This window comes from Rhizobium sp. SJZ105, from assembly GCF_007828365.1.
Lineage (GTDB): Bacteria > Pseudomonadota > Alphaproteobacteria > Rhizobiales > Rhizobiaceae > Agrobacterium > Agrobacterium tumefaciens.
Map to the genome: position 1 here is coordinate 448,845 of NZ_VIUP01000002.1, position 15,530 is coordinate 464,374.

A 15,530-nucleotide genomic window follows, 5' to 3' on the forward strand; every position below is an offset into this window, starting at 1 on the left:
GGAGCATACCCCAGCCCATGTCCGCCATTGCAAGCACGGAACTGGTGCGCCAGAAAAACAGCCTGTCGGTGATGGCAGCGCTGCGCCTTCATGGCAGCCTCTCCCATACGGACATGTCCTCCTTCACCGGGCTTGCCTCCGCCACCGTTTCCGCAATCACCATGGAACTCGAGCGGGCCGGCCTCATCCTGCGCAAAGAGCAGCTAGCCGCCGCAGGGCGTGGGCGGCCGCGCATCCTCTTTGGGCCTGATGGTGCTTTCTGCCACGTCGCCATCGTCATCATTTCGTCCGACAGCGTGCAATATTCGTTGGTCGACTATGCCGGCAAGCTGGTGGACCGCTTCACCGAGCAGAGGATCACGGCTGAAAAAGGGTCATTCGGCGGCTCGATCCTCTCCGGCCTTGCACGGCTTGCGGACCGTTCGCGCATCGACCGGCACGACATTCTTCAGGTGTCGATCAGCAGCAAGGGGCTTGTGGACGCGGCAGCGGCGGTGCTCGTCTGGTCACCGGTGCTCGGCACCGAAAAGATAGATTTCCAGCAGCTCATTTCTCAGGACGGCCGCATCCGCGTGACGCTGAACAACGAAACGCTGCTGGCCGCAAAAGCCATCTGGATACAGGAGCAGGCAAAGGACGGCCCGAAACCGGAGGCACTTGTCACCTTGTCGCTCGGCCACAGCATTGGCCTCGGCATTGCCCGCGCCGCGGGTGGCGGGATAGAGGTTAGCGCCCCCAATTTCGGACATATGCTGCATCTGGCCGATGGCGCCCTCTGCCGCTGCGGCACCAGAGGCTGTATCGAGGCCTATTCAGGGTTTTATGCAATCCTGCGTTCGGCATTCGAGGCCCCGCCGCAGGCGGAACCGGCAAAATTCGTGCCGATTGCCGAAGTGGACAAGATCGCCGCTTCCGCCCGCGCCGGCGGGCGCATGGCGCGGCTTGCCTTCCGCACAGCCGGGCTTGCACTCGGCAACGGCCTTTCACGTCTGTTCAGCCTGCACGGCCATATGCCGGTCTTCATCACTGGCCCCGGCACACGCTACTTCGATCTTCTGGAAATCGGCCTTCACGATGGCCTTGCGCAATCGCAGTCGGTACGCTTCGGCGGAATGCCAAAAATCGGCATCGCGCCCAACGAACCGGAACTGGTGTTCGAAGGGCATATGGAACACGCTCTGTCCGCCGCCGACGACTATATATTGAGCGCCGATGGCCCTGAAAGAGCGGCAAGGAACTCGGGGAACTGACGGGACAACTCGTAAAAGCTCAGGCCTGCTCCGTCACGGCTTCGCCCTTTTCCTTGACACCAGTCAGCGTGGAAACGAATTCATCCAGAGCGGCAGCCTCGTCCCTGCTCAACCGCAGGCCCTGTTTAGTGCGCCGCCAGAGAATATCCTCGGCTGCAAAGGCCCATTCGTGTTCCACCAGCCAGCGCACTTCGCATTCGTAAAGTGTGCCGCCGAAATGCCGGCCGAGGCCGGAAACATCGGTGGCGACACCGAGCAGTTCCGCAGCCTTCGTGCCGTAGTTTCTGATGAGCCGCTCGGCATGGCGTCCATCAAGGAATGGGTAACGGGAGACAAGCGCCCTCACCTGGGCGTCATATCTCTCCGCCCCGAAGTCACCGCCCGGCAGATACGATCCCGCCGTCCAGGGATTGCCCTTTTCTCCGATGGCTGCGCCGATCTTTTCCAGAGCATGTTCCGCCAGCCGCCGGTAGGTGGTCAGCTTGCCTCCGAAGATATTGAGCAGCGGCGCTTCGCCCTCTGCCTCTTCAACCTTCAGCACATAGTCGCGTGTGGCTTCCTGCGCCTTTGAAGCGCCATCATCGAAAAGCGGGCGCACGCCGGAATAGGTCCAGACGATATCATCCGGCTTCACCGGCTCGCTGAAGTATTCGCTGGCGGCATTGCAGAGATAGGAAATCTCCTCCTCGGAGATGCGCACCTTGGCCGGATCGCCCTTGTAGTCGCGGTCCGTGGTGCCGATCAGCGTAAAATCTTGCTCATAGGGAATGGCGAAGATGATGCGGTTGTCCGGGTTCTGGAAGAAATAGGCGCGCGGATCGGAAAACTTCCTGCGCACGATAATGTGGCTGCCCTGCACGAGACGAACATTGTGCACATCGTTGCGCCCGAACACGCCGGACAGCACGTTATCCACCCATGGGCCAGCGGCATTCACCAGCATGCGCGCTCTGTGCGTGGCTGAACGGCCGGTCTTTTCGTCCAGCGTCTCGATAAGCCACACGCCGCCTTCGCGCCGTGCGGAAACGACCCGCGTGCGGTTCATGATCGTCGCACCGCGATCCGCCGCGTCACGCGCATTCAGAACCACGAAACGGGCATCGTCCACCCAGCCGTCGGAATATTCGAAAGCCTTGGCAAAGACCGGCTTCAGAGGTTTGCCTGCCGGGTCTTGCCGAAGATCGACCGTGCGCGTCGGCGGCAAAAGCTTGCGGCCGCCGAGGTTGTCATAAAGAAAGAGGCCAAGCCGGACCATCCATGCCGGACGCACGCCGCCTTTCTGGAGCGGCAGGACGAAGCGCATGGGCCAGATGACGTGCGGGGCCATGGCCCACAGAATTTCACGCTCCATCAAGGCTTCGCGCACCAGACGAAACTCATAATGTTCGAGATAACGCAGGCCGCCATGGATGAGCTTGGTGGCTGCCGAAGACGTACCGGAGGCAAAATCGCCCTTTTCCGCAAGCGCCACGGAATAGCCCCTACCCACGGCATCGCGGGCAATGCCGCAACCATTCACGCCACCGCCGATGACAAAAAGATCGAATATGTTTTCGCCGGACATAGAGCCTCCCAAGACAGCGCCGGGGACCATTTCCCCCTACGTTGAAAGATTATCGTCATAAAAACGAAAACAAAACGAATGTCAAAAGAAAATAAACGAAACCCATGTTTCTAGCACAAGCGAACGGCAACTGCCGCCGGTGAATCACTTCGCCAGCGTGTTTCGGGATGTCGGTACGGGGTCTGTGTTTCAGACGTGTGTCGGAGTGACCTGCTCAAGCTCGTAAAGCACGCCGCCCATATCCTTTGGATGCAGGAAGAGAACGGGATTGCCATGCGCGCCGATCTTCGGCTCGCCATCACCTAAAATGCGGATGCCTTTTTGGACGAGATCGTCTCGCACGGCCAGAATATCCGGCACCTCAAAGCACAGATGATGCGTGCCGCCACCCGGATTTCTTTCGAGGAAGGCGGTAATCGGGGAGTTCTCTCCAAGCGGATGAAGAAGTTCGATCTTGGTATTGTCAGCCTGAACGAAAACCACTGTCACGCCGTGTTCGGGCAGGGATTGCGGCTCGGAAACTTGAGCGCCAAGCGCCCTGTATCGCGAAACCGCGGCATTAAGATCGGGCACGGCAAGGGCGACGTGGTTCAATCTTCCGAACATGGCCGTACTCCTCTCACGCGTTGCGCCGGATGCCTTCCAGCAGATCGAGAACCTTGTTGGCCGCATCCATGACATTGGTGCCGGGTCCGAAAATTGCCGAAACGCCGTGGTCGAGCAGGAACTGGTAATCCTGGCGCGGGATGACGCCGCCGACGACGACGATGATGTCCTGGGCACCCTTCTGCTTGAGCGCCTCCACAAGCTGCGGCGCGAGCGTCTTGTGGCCTGCGGCAAGCGACGACATGCCGACCACATGCACCTTGTTCTGAACCGCAAGATCGGCTGCCTCGGCAGGCGTCTGGAACAGCGGCCCGGCCAGCACATCGAAACCGATATCACCAAAGGCCGACGCGATAACCTTCGCGCCGCGATCATGCCCGTCCTGCCCGAGCTTTGCGACCATGATGCGCGGTTTGACGCCGAGCCGTTCTGCCACGCCGGAAAGCCGCGTAGCGAGCGTGGCAAGCTCCGGCTCGTCCTTGTAGGCCTCGCCGTAAATATCCTCCACCACTTCCGGCACGGCAACGTAATCGCCGAAGACGGCACGCAGCGCATCGGAAATCTCGCCGACGGTGGCGCGGGCGCGGGCGGCGACGACTGCCGCCTCGAGAATATTACCCTTGCCGCTGCGGGCAATCTCAGACAATGCCGCCAGCGCCTTCGAGACGTCCCCGCCGTCGCGGCGACGTTTGGTGTCCTCAAGGCGGCGGATTTGCGCGGCGCGTACGGCGGCGTTGTCGATATCGAGAACGTCGATATCCTCCTCGGTTTCCAGACGGTAGCGGTTGACGCCGACGATGACTTCCTCGCCCTTGTCCACGGCCGCCTGCCGACGCGTGGCCGCTTCCTCGATCAATCTTTTGGGCAGGCCTTCGGCCACCGCTTTGGTCATGCCACCAAGCGCCTCCACCTCCTCAATCAGCGCCCAGGCTTTTTGCGCCAGTTCATCCGTCAGGCTTTCGACGTAGTAGGAACCGGCCAGCGGATCGACGACCTTGGTGACGCCGGTTTCATGCTGGAGAATAAGCTGGGTGTTGCGGGCGATACGGGCGGAAAATTCTGTCGGCAGGGCAATGGCTTCATCAAAGGAATTGGTGTGCAGCGATTGTGTGCCGCCCAGCACGGCGGACATGGCCTCGAAAGCGGTACGGACAATGTTATTGTAAGGGTCCTGTTCCTGAAGAGACACACCGGATGTCTGGCAATGGGTGCGCAGCATGAGCGACGACGCCTTTTGCGGCTTGAACTCTTCCATGATGCGCGACCAGAGGAAGCGGGCGGCGCGCAGCTTTGCGGCCTCCATGAAGAAATTCATGCCGATGGCAAAAAAGAACGACAGGCGGCCGGCGAAATCATCGACATTCAGTCCCTTGGCAAGGGCGGCCCGCACATATTCCCGCCCATCCGCCAGCGTGAAGGCAAGCTCCTGCACCAGCGTGGCACCTGCCTCCTGCATGTGATAGCCGGATATCGAAATGGAGTTGAATTTCGGCATCTCCTTCGCCGTATATTCAATGATATCAGCAATGATACGCATCGAAGGCTCGGGCGGGTAGATATAGGTGTTGCGGACCATGAACTCCTTGAGAATGTCGTTCTGGATGGTGCCGGAAAGTGCGGCACGCGAGACACCCTGCTCTTCCCCCGCAACGATGAAATTGGCGAGCACCGGAATGACGGCCCCGTTCATGGTCATGGAGACGGAGACCTTTTCGAGCAGTATGCCATCGAACAGGATTTTCATGTCCTCGACGCTGTCGATCGCTACGCCCGCCTTACCGACATCGCCTTCAACGCGCGAGTGGTCGCTGTCATATCCGCGATGAGTGGCAAGATCGAAGGCGACCGAAACACCCTGCTGGCCGGCGGCGAGCGCCTTGCGGTAAAAGGCGTTGGAAGCTTCGGCAGTCGAAAACCCGGCATATTGGCGGATCGTCCATGGCCGCCCGGCATACATGGTGGCGCGCGGGCCGCGCGTGAAGGGTGCAAAGCCCGGCAGGCCATCGAGATGTGAAGCCTTTTTCAGGTCATCGGCCGTGTAAAGCGGTTTGACGTCAATGCCTTCGGGCGTATGCCAGACGAGTGCATCCGGTGAACGCTTCAGCTCTTTTTCGGCAAGCTGCAGCCAATCCCGCACCGTTTTTTCACCCGACATGCATATCTCCCCTTCTGCATTTCATTTTCAGTACTGTGACTGGTGATCGTGACCGAAATCCAGCCTACCCCGTAACCCGCTCCGCCCCTCATCCGTTCCTCAAAAACGGTATCAAGCCCTATTCAAATTCGAGGATGACCTCATCCACGGCGAGGCTATCGCCCGGCTTTGCCGACACTTTGGCGACCCGGCCGCGTTTTTCCGCACGCAGGATGTTCTCCATCTTCATTGCCTCCACCGTCGCCAGCGCCTGACCGGCTTCCACCTCGTCCCCCTCGCCAACCGAGATCCCGGTGATGACGCCCGGCATCGGGCAGAGCAACAGTTTCGACGTATCGGGCGGCAGCTTTTCCGGCATCAGCAGCGCCAGTTCCGCCACGCGCGGGCTGCGCACATGGGCGAGAACATCCATGCCGCGCCAGCGCAGGCGAACCGCCGCACCGGCAAGATCGACCTTGGCGGCGATCACCTCGCCCGCCACCGTGAACAGGCCAAGGCTGCGGCCGGGAAGCCAGCCGGTAGCGACTGTCAGCGCAGCACCATCCTCAAAACGGATTGCCATGCCTTCAGCACCGGTCTCCACGCTGACGCTTCGACGGGATCGACCAAGCGAAACCACCCAGTCCTGACCGACAATGCGACGATGATTGCCAATGGTACCGGAAATTTCGACCGCACGGTTTTGAAGCCGCTGGTGGATAACGGTGGCGATGGCTGCGAGCTTGCGCGCGGAGGCCTCATCGGGTTCGACCCCGGAAAAGCCCTCCGGAAATTCCTCGGCGATAAAACCCGTCGTCAAACGGCCGGCCCGAAAACGCTCGTGCTGCATGACAGCCGAGAGGAACGGCAGATTGTGGCCGATGCCCTCCACTTCGAAACGATCCAGCGCCTGCCCCATGGCATCGATAGCGGTTTCACGATCCTTTGCCCAGCTACAAAGCTTGGCGATCATCGGATCGTAATACATCGAGATTTCACCGCCTTCGAAGACGCCGGTATCGTTGCGGATCACGGTGCCGTTTTCCTGCTCGCCCTCTTGCGGCGGGCGATACCGTGTCAACCGGCCGATGGAGGGCAAGAAATTACGATACGGGTCTTCGGCATAAAGCCGGCTTTCGATTGCCCAGCCGTTCAACTTTATATCGGTCTGCCCGAAGGACAGCTTTTCGCCTGATGCCACGCGGATCATCTGCTCGACAAGATCAATGCCTGTGACGAGTTCCGTTACCGGATGTTCCACCTGCAGGCGCGTATTCATTTCCAAAAAGTAGAAATTGCGCTCGCCATCGACGATGAATTCCACCGTTCCGGCCGAATGGTAACCGACTGCTCTCGACAGAGCCACGGCCTGCTCGCCCATGGCCTTGCGCGTTGCCTCATCAAGAAAGGGCGATGGCGCTTCCTCGATGACCTTCTGGTTGCGGCGCTGGATCGAGCACTCTCGCTCGCCAAGGTAAAGGATATTGCCGTGTTGATCGCCCAGCACCTGAATTTCGATATGGCGCGGCTGGGTGACGAATTTCTCGATGAAGATGCGATCGTCCCCAAAGGAAGATTTCGCCTCGTTTTTTGACGACTGGAAACCCTCGCGCGCCTCCGCATCGTTAAAGGCGATGCGCATGCCCTTTCCGCCGCCGCCGGCCGAGGCCTTGATCATCACGGGATAACCGATCTCGGAGGCGATCCTCACCGCCTCATCTGCATCCCCAATCAGCCCCATATGGCCGGGCACGGTGGAAACACCGGCTTCCGCCGCTAGCTTCTTGGAGGTGATCTTGTCGCCCATGGCCTGGATAGCGCCGACCGGCGGGCCGATGAAGATCACACCCGCCTTCTCCAGCGCCTCGGCAAAGGCAGCGTTCTCCGACAGGAAGCCATAGCCGGGATGCACCGCATCAGCCCCGGTCTTCTCGATCGCAGCAAGGATTTTATCGATGACGATATAGGACTGCGACGAGGGCGCCGGACCGATATGAACGGCCTCATCCGCCATCTTCACATGCAAAGCATTGGCATCAGCATCCGAATAGACGGCAACCGTCGCAATGCCCATCTTCTTCGCCGTCTTGATGACCCGGCAGGCGATCTCGCCGCGATTGGCGATGAGAATTTTCTTGATCATTTGCCATCGCCTTCCAAAGTATGATTCTCAATCAGCGTCAGATACGCAGCGGGAACAGCATCGGTCAGCCAGACACCATTGTCGGCTTGAAAAAAGCTGTGGCCAGCGGCAAACATCCGACTGGCATCAACCATTAGGATGGCGGGTTTTCCGTGCCGCTGGCCGACCGCATGTGCCGTCACGCTGTCTGCCGAAAGGTGAACCTGCTGCCGGCTGCCCGGTCGCAATCCTTCCTGCAGGATAGCATCTAGGAAACGTGTCGCAGTACCATGGAAAAGCTGCGGCGGTGGTTCTAAAGGAGCGCTACCAAGATCGACCTTTACTGAATGCCCCTGCGCGGCCCGGATGCGGTGCCCATCTTCCGAAAGGGTGAAACGCATCTTGTCGCTTTCGGTAACGACCGCACGCAGACCGGCCTCGTCGAGCAGCGTGCCACTCGCATTTGCTTTTGCCAATAGATCTCCGACATCCGCCCAACCCTGAGCATCCAAGGTAAGCCCGATGCTTTCGGGCGCATGTCGCAGAACATAGCTCAGGAATTTGCTGGTGGCCGTCGACATTGAATTTCATTCCCTATTGGCGGATGACAGCACACTCAAATCTCGAAAAAGTTCTCGAAGGATTCCGGGAAATTCTGCCGGGCGACGCGCTCGTCGATGACAAGCATCGCCTGGTAGGAAAGCGGATCGAAATTCTTTTCCGCCGGCAAGACCTCGCGGCCGAACAGCAGGCTGAGGCGGGCCGCGTCGAGATTACCGCGCTCGAACGGCTCGGGACCAAAATGGTGCCAGAGCGAGTGCAGGAAGGCCGCATCGATGCGGTGTTCCTTGGAATCGTCCCGCGCCCTTCGAGGTATCATCTTGATGGGCGTTACCCCTTTTGGATTGGCGCGGCGGATGGTGAACTGGATGCCCGTGCTCGGCATGCCGGAGGGAAATCCCTTGTGTTTGGTCATTTCGGGCAGGTTCGCCATCTTTTGTCCTTCCAGAAGCATTTCCATTAAAAGCAGGTCCGCTTTTACGTCCGGATATGCGTAAATTCAAATAATTAGAGCGCTTTCATGGTCCTATTAAAACCAGAAGCGCTCTAGTCTTTTCGTTATGCCTTGCCGATTTTGTCCTGCGTCTTCTGCTCGAAGTCGGAGGCATCGTGGCGTTCGTGCAATTGTTCGGACGGATCGCCCGAAGTTTTGTTGACGATCACGCCGCGCTTGACCGCAGGTCGTTCGCCGATTTCAAGCGTCCAGCGCATAAGGTTCTTATAACCGGCCGCTTCAAGGAAAGCACCGGCATCGCCATAAGCCTGGCCGAGCGCGATCTTGCCATACCAGGGCCAGACGGCCATGTCGGCAATCGTATATTCCGAGCCCGCCAGATAACGGTTGTCGGCCAGATGACGGTCAAGCACGTCAAGCTGGCGTTTAACCTCCATGGCGTAACGGTCGATAGCATATTTGATCTTGATCGGGGCGTAGGCGTAGAAATGGCCGAAACCGCCGCCGAGGAAGGGGGCGGAACCCATCTGCCAGAACAGCCAGTTCAGCGCCTGCGTGCGGGCATTGCCCTCTTTCGGCAGGAAAGCGCCGAATTTTTCCGCGAGATAGACGAGGATCGAGCCGCTCTCGAAAACCCGGGTCGGCTCGGGCGTCGAATGATCCATCAGCGCCGGGATCTTGGAGTTCGGATTGACGCCGACAAAACCGGAGCCGAACTGGTCGCCTTCGCCGATCTTGATCAGCCAGGCATCATATTCGGCGCCCTTGTGGCCAGCGGCCAGCAATTCTTCCAGCATGATCGAGACCTTCTGGCCATTCGGCGTTGCCAGCGAATAAAGCTGCAACGGATGTTTGCCGACCGGCAATTCCTTGTCATGGGTGGGACCGGCGATCGGGCGATTGATATTGGCGAACTGGCCGCCATTACCCTTGTCCCAGGTCCAGACCTTGGGCACTTCATATCCGGCGGGAAAATTATCTGCGGAGGAGTTCTCGGCCATAAAAATCAGTCCTTGTGCGTTTCGGGAGGGCACCGAAGGTCGGGCGCCTGAACATCATTATAGTAAGGTGGCCAAAGTATTTTTCCAGTCCCAGGGCAGGTCAGAGCGGAATGGTATCGTGCTTTTTCCAGCGGGTTTCGACGTTCTTGCCCCGCAGCGAGGCAAAAGCACGAGCGATGCGGCGGCGCGAGGAATGCGGCATGATGACCTCATCGATGAAACCACGCTCTGCCGCCACGAAGGGATTGGCGAAACGCTCCTCATATTCCCTTGTGCGCGCGGCGATCTTGTCCGGATCGGAAAGCTCCGAGCGATAGAGGATTTCCGCTGCCCCTTTTGCGCCCATGACAGCGATTTCCGCAGTCGGCCAGGCATAGTTCACATCAGCGCCGATATGTTTGGATGCCATCACGTCATAAGCGCCGCCATAGGCCTTGCGGGTAATCAGCGTCACCATCGGAACCGTCGCCTCGGAATAGGCAAACAGCAGTTTCGCGCCGTGCTTGATGACGCCGCCATATTCCTGCGCCGTTCCGGGCAGGAAACCGGGCACATCCACCAGTGTCAGCAGGGGAATGTTGAAGGCATCGCAGAAGCGCACGAAGCGGGCGGCCTTGCGTGAGCTGTCAATATCTAGACACCCGGCCAGCACCATCGGCTGGTTTGCGACGACGCCTACCGTCTGGCCTTCCAGACGCATGAAACCGGTGATGATGTTTCTGGCAAACGCCTCCTGCAACTCGAAGAAATCGCCCTCGTCTGCGAGCGCATGGATCAGTTCCTTCATATCGTATGGCTTGTTCGAACTGTCGGGGATCAGCGTATCGAGGCGCGCTTCCAGCCGTGCGGGATCGTCATGAAAAGGCCGGACTGGCGGTTTTGCCCGATTATTCAGCGGCAGGAAATCGAAAAGCAGGCGCACATGCTCAAGTGTCTCGATGTCGTTTTCATAGGCGCCATCGGCAACGGAGGATTTTTTGGTGTGTGTGGAGGCGCCACCCAGCTCTTCCGCCGTGACGATCTCGTTGGTTACGGTCTTCACCACATCCGGCCCGGTTACGAACATGTAGGAGGTATCGCGCACCATGAAGATGAAGTCGGTCATGGCAGGCGAATAAACGGCACCACCGGCACACGGCCCCATGATGACAGAGATTTGAGGCACGACACCGGAGGCGATGACGTTGCGCTTGAAAACGTCGGCATAACCGCCGAGCGAAGCAACACCTTCCTGAATGCGCGCGCCGCCACTGTCGTTGAGGCCAATCACGGGCGCGCCGTTGCGCACGGCCATATCCATGATCTTGCAGATTTTCTGGGCATGGGTTTCCGACAGCGAACCGCCGAGCACGGTAAAATCCTGGCTGAAAACATAGACCTGCCGGCCGTTGATGGTGCCCCAGCCGGTAACGACGCCATCGCCCGCCACCTTTTGTTCGGCCATGCCGAAATCCACCGCCCGGTGGGTAACGTACATGTCGTACTCTTCGAAGGAACCTTCATCCAGCAACACATCGATGCGCTCGCGCGCCGTCAGCTTGCCCTTGGCATGCTGCGCCTCAATGCGCTTGACGCCGCCGCCGAGCCGCGCTTCGTCGCGGCGCGTCTGCAATTGCTCCAGAATGCTGGGCATGTTTCCTCCATGCGTTTCCTCAAAATCAATAGCTTAGAAAACATTCGCCTAGAAGCCTTGATCGTGCGCGTATGCGTGGCATAAATATTTGCAATATTTACTTTTGCAAAGTTGCAACATGGCTATGGAAAAGCTCTTCATCGGCCGCAAGGTCCGCGGCCTTCGCGAAAACGCCCGCGCCACGCAGGCGCAGTTTGCCGAACGGCTCGGCATTTCGGCCAGTTATCTGAACCAAATCGAAAACAATCAGCGACCCGTTTCCGCCAGCGTTCTGGTGACGCTGGTGGAAAAATTCCAGCTCGACGTAACGGAGCTGGCAACCGGCGAAAACGACCGGCTGGTTTCCGCTGTGCGCGAGGCCCTGAAAGACCCGCTGTTCCTGAATTACGAGCCCGGGCTGCAGGAGCTGAAGCTGATTGCGCAGAACGCACCGGGTTTTGCCCATGCGCTTTTGCGCGCCCACCAGGCCTACCGGCAAAACAGCGAGCAGCTGGTGCAGCTGGATGACAGGCTGGGGCGGGGAACCGCGCAGGTGGAGAGAACACCTTACGAAGAGGTCCGCGATTTCTTTCACTTCGTCGACAATTACGTTGCCGAGATCGATCTTCTGGCGGAAGAACTTGCATACGAACTGGAGATAGAGGGCGGCGAGACCTACGGCATTCTCGCGGCCCATCTACGCAGCCGCTTCGGTGTCCATATCACCAGAACGGAGGCGGCGGGCGGATTGATCCGGCATTTCGATCCGGCCGGCAAAACGCTGGCGCTCAGTTCCTACATGGCAGCACCGACCCGCTGTTTTCAGCTTGCGCTTCAGATCGCCCAGCTTCATGCGGGAGCAACCGTGGACAGAGTGCTAGCCGGCGCCGGTTTCCGTAGCGCCGAAGCCGCGGAAATCTGTCGCATCGGACTTCACAACTATTTCGCCGCCGCGCTGATCCTGCCATATAGGCAATTTCACCGGGCCGCGCAGGAATTGCGCCACGATCTGGAACTTCTGGCCGTGCGCTTCGGCGCGAGCCTTGAACAGGTGGCCCACAGGCTCAGCACTTTGCAACGCCCTGGTCAGAAAGGCGTACCGATCTTTTTCGCCAAGATCGACCGGGCTGGCAACATCACCAAACGCCACAGCGCCACAAGGCTGCAATTTGCCCGTTTCGGCGCGGCCTGTCCGCTCTGGAACATTCATCAGGCCTTCGAAAGCTCCGACAGGATAGTACGCCAGCTGGCGGAAACACCTGACGGCGTGCGCTATCTTTCCATCGCCACACAGATCGAAAAAGCCGGCGCCGGTTTCAACACGGACAGGCCACGCTATGCCATCGCGCTCGGCTGCGAAATTTCCCATGCGCAGAATTTCGTCTATGCCGATACACTCGATCTCGCCAATACCGCCTCCTTCAAGCCCATCGGCGTTTCCTGCCGGGTCTGCGAAAGGGTCGATTGCGTGCAGCGCGCCGTACCGCCGCTAAAACGCAAACTACATGTCGATCATCTCTCACGCGGGGCCTTGCCCTACCGGATCGCAGACTTCTAGCGCCGCGCGGCCATGTCAGGGCAGCGGCACCATCGCGCGCCGCATGATATTTGCATAGTAGCCCCAGAACAGCCGGGCGGCGACGGAGCGCCAGGGCGTCCAGAGTTCCGCCCGCGCCGCCAGCCATTTCGCATCCGGCCGTGCCTCGAGCGAAAGCGCGTGGCCCACCGCAGCCCGCAGCGCCACATCGCCAACCGGAAAAATATCGGGGTGGCCGCCGCAGAACATCAGATATACTTCCGCCGTCCACGGACCAATGCCGCGAAGCGCCACCAGCTCCGAAAGGGCCACATCTGCTTCCTTGCGACTGACGGCATCAAGATCGATGCGGCCATCCGCAACCGCGTGCGCCAACCCTTCCAGCGTTGTTGCCTTGGCCCGGGAAAGGCCGAAAGTGGCGCGCAATTCTTCCGGCACCGCCAGATAGTTTTCCGCCGTCACCGCCCCGCCCGTGCCGGCAAGGATACGCACCCATATGGCGTTGGCGCTGGCGCGCGACACCATCTGCGACACGACGATATGGGCAAGGCCCGCAAAGCCGGGCTCGTGAATACGCAACTCCAGCGGACCGGCTTTTTCGATAATAAGGCTAAGAGCCGGATCGAGGCGGGCAAGATCCGCCAGACCTTCGCTGATATCGTCGAGGCCCCTGATGATTTTCATGTCTGCACAGCCCATATTCACGTTGGCCCGGCACCGGGTGGCGAGGCGCTTCAAAACATGTCAGAAGAAACCATGCCTTCGCCCGTCCGTCAAAAACCGGTTTATCGTTTTGCGCCCAGCCCCAATGGCGCCCTGCATCTGGGCCATGCGCTTTCCGCTTTTCTGAACCACGACATGGTGCGGGAAAACAGTGGCCATTTTCTGCTGCGCATCGAAGATATCGACCAGACGCGCTGCACTCCGGAGCTGGAGCAGGCGATCTATGATGATCTTGGCTGGCTGGGACTGGAATGGGAAAAGCCGGTGCGGCGGCAATCGGAGCACTTCGATGAGTATCGCACAGCACTCGACAGGCTGGTCGAGGCCGACCTCGCCTATCCCGCCTTCTTAAGCCGGGGTGAGACGAAAGCCATTGTCAGGGCCTTTGAGGCAGAGGGAAGGCTCTGGCCGCGCGATCCCGACGGCGCGCCGCTTTACCCCGCAATAGATCGGCAAAGGCCGCAGGCGGAACGGGCCGAACTTCTGGCATCAGGCAGGCAACACGCCTGGCGGCTCGACATGGAAAAGGCGGTCCGCACCTTGCACAGCAAGCTGTTCTGGCGCGAGAGCGGCGACGGGCAGACCGGGGAAATCGAAGCTTTGCCGGCGCTCTGGGGCGATGTGGTGCTGTCGCGCTCCGACGCCCCCTCCAGCTATCATCTGTCCGTTGTGGTGGATGACGCGCTGCAAGGCATCACCCATGTGGTGCGCGGCATGGATCTGTTTAACGCAACCGCCATTCACCGGCTGCTGCAACAATTGCTGGACCTGCCGCCACCCGCCTATCACCACCACCGACTGATTTTGGGTGCTGATGGACGCAAGCTCTCGAAAAGCGAAGGCAGCACCGGCCTTGCAGCGCTTCGGGCGGAAGGAAAAACGCCGTCAGATATCCGCCGGCTTGTCGGGCTCCTCTAGCACCTGCTCGCGGCGCGCACTGTTGCCGGCGATATTGCGGCGGATGATCTGCCGGACCTTGTATTTCATCAGAGCGGCATTCACTTCCGCGCCCAGCATGAAGATGACACCCACCATGTAAAGAAACACCAGAACCACCATCACCGAGGCCAGACCGGCGTAGGTGGCGGCATAATTGGCGAAGGTGGAGAGGTAATAGGCAAAGATCGCCGCGCCGATGACCCAGAAGATCATTGTCAGCAGAATGCCGGGCCAGACATCCCAGATGCGGCGTTTGCCGGCCGGAAGCCACAGATGCGCCGCCACCAGCCCGACCGTCAGCACGACGATGGTGCCGTAAAGTCCGAGGCTGGAAACCGTGTTCAGCGCATCCGTCAGCCAGGGAAACCGCTGCTCGGCAAAGGACGTTGCGACCGGCACCGCAACAAGCACGATGCTGATGCCGGTAAAGACCACCACTGCGATCAACACATACAGCAGACTGAGAAGACGGGTGATGTACCACCAGCGCGTTTCCGTGACGCGATAGGCGCGGTTGAGCGAGATTCGGAGCGCCTCGACGCCGTTGGAGGCAAAATATGCGGCCGCCAGCACCGAAATCGTCAGCAGTCCGCCGCGCGGAATGGTCAGGACCTGCTGCACCTGCGCGGCAAGCGGACCTGCGATCGCTTCCGGCCAGGTGTCAAAAATCAGATGCACCGCCGTCTCGGAAAACTGGTCAGCCCCCAGAAAACCGGCCAAAGCCGTGCCGAAAATCAGGAACGGGAACAGCGCCAGCAGGATGGAAAGCGCCATGTGGCTCGCCATCGCCCAGCCGTCATCCTCGGCAAAATGAGAATAGGCATCGAAGGCAACCTTGCCTGCCAGGCGCACTGCGGCAACCATGTCGCCTCCATTCATCGGCATTTCATTTGTAACTTCGCCCCGAATATGGGAAGTCAGCTCTACTTTGTACAGCGCACAAGCCCGCCTTTCGGTTCCCGCAGGCATACAGATTTTGCGCAATACAATTTTCACAGGCCGGACCATCGGGCCAGCGCAACATTCG

13 protein-coding genes are annotated in these 15,530 nt (G+C 59.6%); 3 read left to right on the plus strand and 10 right to left on the minus strand.

The window, feature by feature from the left end; translation table 11 throughout:
- The first annotated feature begins 17 nt into the window (after positions 1-17).
- Complete coding sequence (locus tag FB593_RS11220) at positions 18-1,250, plus strand: ROK family transcriptional regulator (protein WP_065687906.1); 1,233 nt, start codon at positions 18-20, stop codon at positions 1,248-1,250.
- A 19-nt stretch (positions 1,251-1,269) separates the two neighbouring features.
- On the opposite strand, the gene FB593_RS11225 is transcribed toward FB593_RS11220, so the two are convergent.
- The 8 genes from FB593_RS11225 to FB593_RS11260 form a co-directional block, all read right to left on the minus strand.
- Positions 1,270-2,814 (minus strand): glycerol-3-phosphate dehydrogenase, encoded by a 1,545-nt coding sequence (locus tag FB593_RS11225; protein ID WP_065687907.1) that lies wholly within the window; start codon positions 2,812-2,814, stop codon positions 1,270-1,272.
- A 189-nt stretch (positions 2,815-3,003) separates the two neighbouring features.
- Positions 3,004-3,420: a methylmalonyl-CoA epimerase gene (mce, locus tag FB593_RS11230; RefSeq protein WP_003511303.1), complete on the minus strand. Its 417-nt coding sequence runs from the start codon at positions 3,418-3,420 to the stop codon at positions 3,004-3,006.
- A 13-nt stretch (positions 3,421-3,433) separates the two neighbouring features.
- Positions 3,434-5,575 carry a methylmalonyl-CoA mutase gene (gene scpA, locus FB593_RS11235; RefSeq protein ID WP_145166569.1) on the minus strand — a complete coding sequence of 714 codons (2,142 nt, stop codon included), beginning with the start codon at positions 5,573-5,575 and terminating at the stop codon, positions 3,434-3,436.
- Positions 5,576-5,693: 118 nt separating this feature from the next.
- Entirely contained in the window at positions 5,694-7,697 is a 2,004-nt protein-coding gene (locus FB593_RS11240) for an acetyl/propionyl/methylcrotonyl-CoA carboxylase subunit alpha (RefSeq protein WP_065687908.1), read from the minus strand.
- A complete protein-coding gene (locus FB593_RS11245) occupies positions 7,694-8,257 on the minus strand; it encodes an RNA 2'-phosphotransferase (RefSeq protein WP_065687909.1) in 564 nt (187 codons plus the stop codon). The genes FB593_RS11240 and FB593_RS11245 overlap by 4 nt, the downstream gene beginning before the upstream one ends.
- 35 nt (positions 8,258-8,292) lie before the next feature.
- Positions 8,293-8,670, minus strand: coding sequence for a hypothetical protein (locus tag FB593_RS11250; protein ID WP_013761770.1), 378 nt, complete (start codon positions 8,668-8,670; stop codon positions 8,293-8,295).
- Positions 8,671-8,795: 125 nt separating this feature from the next.
- Positions 8,796-9,692, minus strand: a complete 897-nt coding sequence (gene yghU / locus FB593_RS11255; protein ID WP_003511310.1) for a glutathione-dependent disulfide-bond oxidoreductase — start codon at positions 9,690-9,692, stop codon at positions 8,796-8,798.
- A 100-nt stretch (positions 9,693-9,792) separates the two neighbouring features.
- Positions 9,793-11,325, minus strand: a complete 1,533-nt coding sequence (locus FB593_RS11260; protein WP_065687910.1) for an acyl-CoA carboxylase subunit beta — start codon at positions 11,323-11,325, stop codon at positions 9,793-9,795.
- 118 nt (positions 11,326-11,443) lie between these two features.
- Between FB593_RS11260 and FB593_RS11265 the strand changes: the two genes are divergently transcribed.
- On the plus strand, positions 11,444-12,862 hold the full coding sequence (locus tag FB593_RS11265) for a helix-turn-helix domain-containing protein (RefSeq protein ID WP_065687911.1): 1,419 nt from the start codon (positions 11,444-11,446) through the stop codon (positions 12,860-12,862).
- A gap of 15 nt (positions 12,863-12,877) precedes the next feature.
- On the opposite strand, the gene FB593_RS11270 is transcribed toward FB593_RS11265, so the two are convergent.
- Positions 12,878-13,525, minus strand: coding sequence for a DNA-3-methyladenine glycosylase family protein (locus tag FB593_RS11270; RefSeq protein WP_076845592.1), 648 nt, complete (start codon positions 13,523-13,525; stop codon positions 12,878-12,880).
- 72 nt (positions 13,526-13,597) lie between these two features.
- Between FB593_RS11270 and gluQRS the strand changes: the two genes are divergently transcribed.
- Positions 13,598-14,482 carry a tRNA glutamyl-Q(34) synthetase GluQRS gene (gene gluQRS / locus FB593_RS11275; protein ID WP_186447907.1) on the plus strand — a complete coding sequence of 295 codons (885 nt, stop codon included), beginning with the start codon at positions 13,598-13,600 and terminating at the stop codon, positions 14,480-14,482.
- On the opposite strand, the gene FB593_RS11280 is transcribed toward gluQRS, so the two are convergent.
- On the minus strand, positions 14,450-15,367 hold the full coding sequence (locus tag FB593_RS11280; protein ID WP_003511315.1) for a YihY/virulence factor BrkB family protein: 918 nt from the start codon (positions 15,365-15,367) through the stop codon (positions 14,450-14,452). The two genes, gluQRS and FB593_RS11280, sit on opposite strands and share 33 nt — an antisense overlap.
- Positions 15,368-15,530 lie beyond the last annotated feature (163 nt).